Below are 1,220 nucleotides of genomic sequence, written 5' to 3' on the forward strand. Positions count from 1 at the left end.
GATTGTCTGTTGGCGCTCTGTTAGGAAGAGGCCATCCCGCAGCCGCGGGGTGCCTGGTCCGGGTGGCCACCCGGACCAGGCGCGGGGCGCCGACCGTCCCGGAATGGGGCTGCAACGCCCGTCGTCATCCAGGTCGGCGCTCCGCTTCCCTTGCCACGCTTGATGAGTTGCCTGGGCTCCTCCGCCTCACGGCGCGACGCCCGCAGACAATCGCAAGCCGCATCAGGATAGCCAGCGTGCCGGAGATCGTCACCCCGCCCCCTCTCACCCGCTTCATCGGATGCGATGTCGGCAAGGCCGCCATCGTCGTCTTCGACAGTCGCGATGGCAGCTCCCGCAGCCTCGCCAACACGCCCGAGGCGCTCGCCGCCTTCGCCGCCAGCCTCGACGCCACCGGCCTCGTCGTCTGCGAGGCCACCGGCGGCTACGAGGACGCGCTGCTGGCCGCCCTGCTGGTCGCCGGCATCCCCGCCCACCGCGCCGACGCGCGCAAGGTCAAGGCGTTCATCCGCTCGTTCGGCACGCTCGGCAAGAGCGATGCCCTCGATGCCCGTGCGCTCGCCCGCTACGCCGAGGAGCGCCACGCCCGTCTGCCCCGCTGGCAGGCGCCCGATCCGCAGCGCGAGCGCCTGCAGACCCTGGTGCTGACCCGCGCCGACCTCATCGCCCAGCGCACCGCCTGCACCAACCGCCTCAAGGCCCCCGGCGCCGAGCCGGTGCGCCCCTATCTGGAGGCCCTGTGCGCCTGCCTCGTGGGCCAGATCCAGGCGCTGGAGGCCGCCATCGCCGAGCTGATGGCCAGCGCCGACGACCTCGTGCGGGCCGAGAAGACCTTGCGGGCCATCCCCGGCATCGGTGCCACCACCGCCGCCGCCCTGATCGCCCTCATGCCCGAACTCGGCCACATCGACCGCCGCCAAGCCGCCGCCCTGGCCGGCGTCGCCCCCCATCCCAACCAGAGCGGCGCCGCCGACGCCTACCGCCGCACCCGCGGCGGGCGCCCCGAGGTCAAGCGCACCCTGTTCCTGGCCGCCATGGCCGCCAGCCGCTTCCATCCCGGCCTCAAGGACGCCTACCAGCGCCTCCGCAAGGCCGGGAAGAAACCCATCGTCGCCCTCACAGCCCTCATGCGACGCCTCATCGTCATCGCAAACGCGCGCCTGCGCGACGCCTTCGCCGAACATCGACAGGCAAGCGCGAACTGAGTTGATGACGGGCGT

1 protein-coding gene is annotated in these 1,220 nt (G+C 72.5%); it reads left to right on the top strand.

The window, feature by feature from the left end:
- Positions 1-236: 236 nt before the first annotated feature.
- Complete coding sequence (locus MFF24_RS28600; RefSeq protein WP_238229216.1) at positions 237-1,205, top strand: IS110 family RNA-guided transposase; 969 nt, start codon at positions 237-239, stop codon at positions 1,203-1,205.
- The last annotated feature ends 15 nt before the right edge of the window (positions 1,206-1,220 follow it).

The organism is Methylorubrum aminovorans (genome assembly GCF_022179725.1).
GTDB classification, from domain to species: Bacteria; Pseudomonadota; Alphaproteobacteria; order Rhizobiales; family Beijerinckiaceae; genus Methylobacterium; species Methylobacterium aminovorans.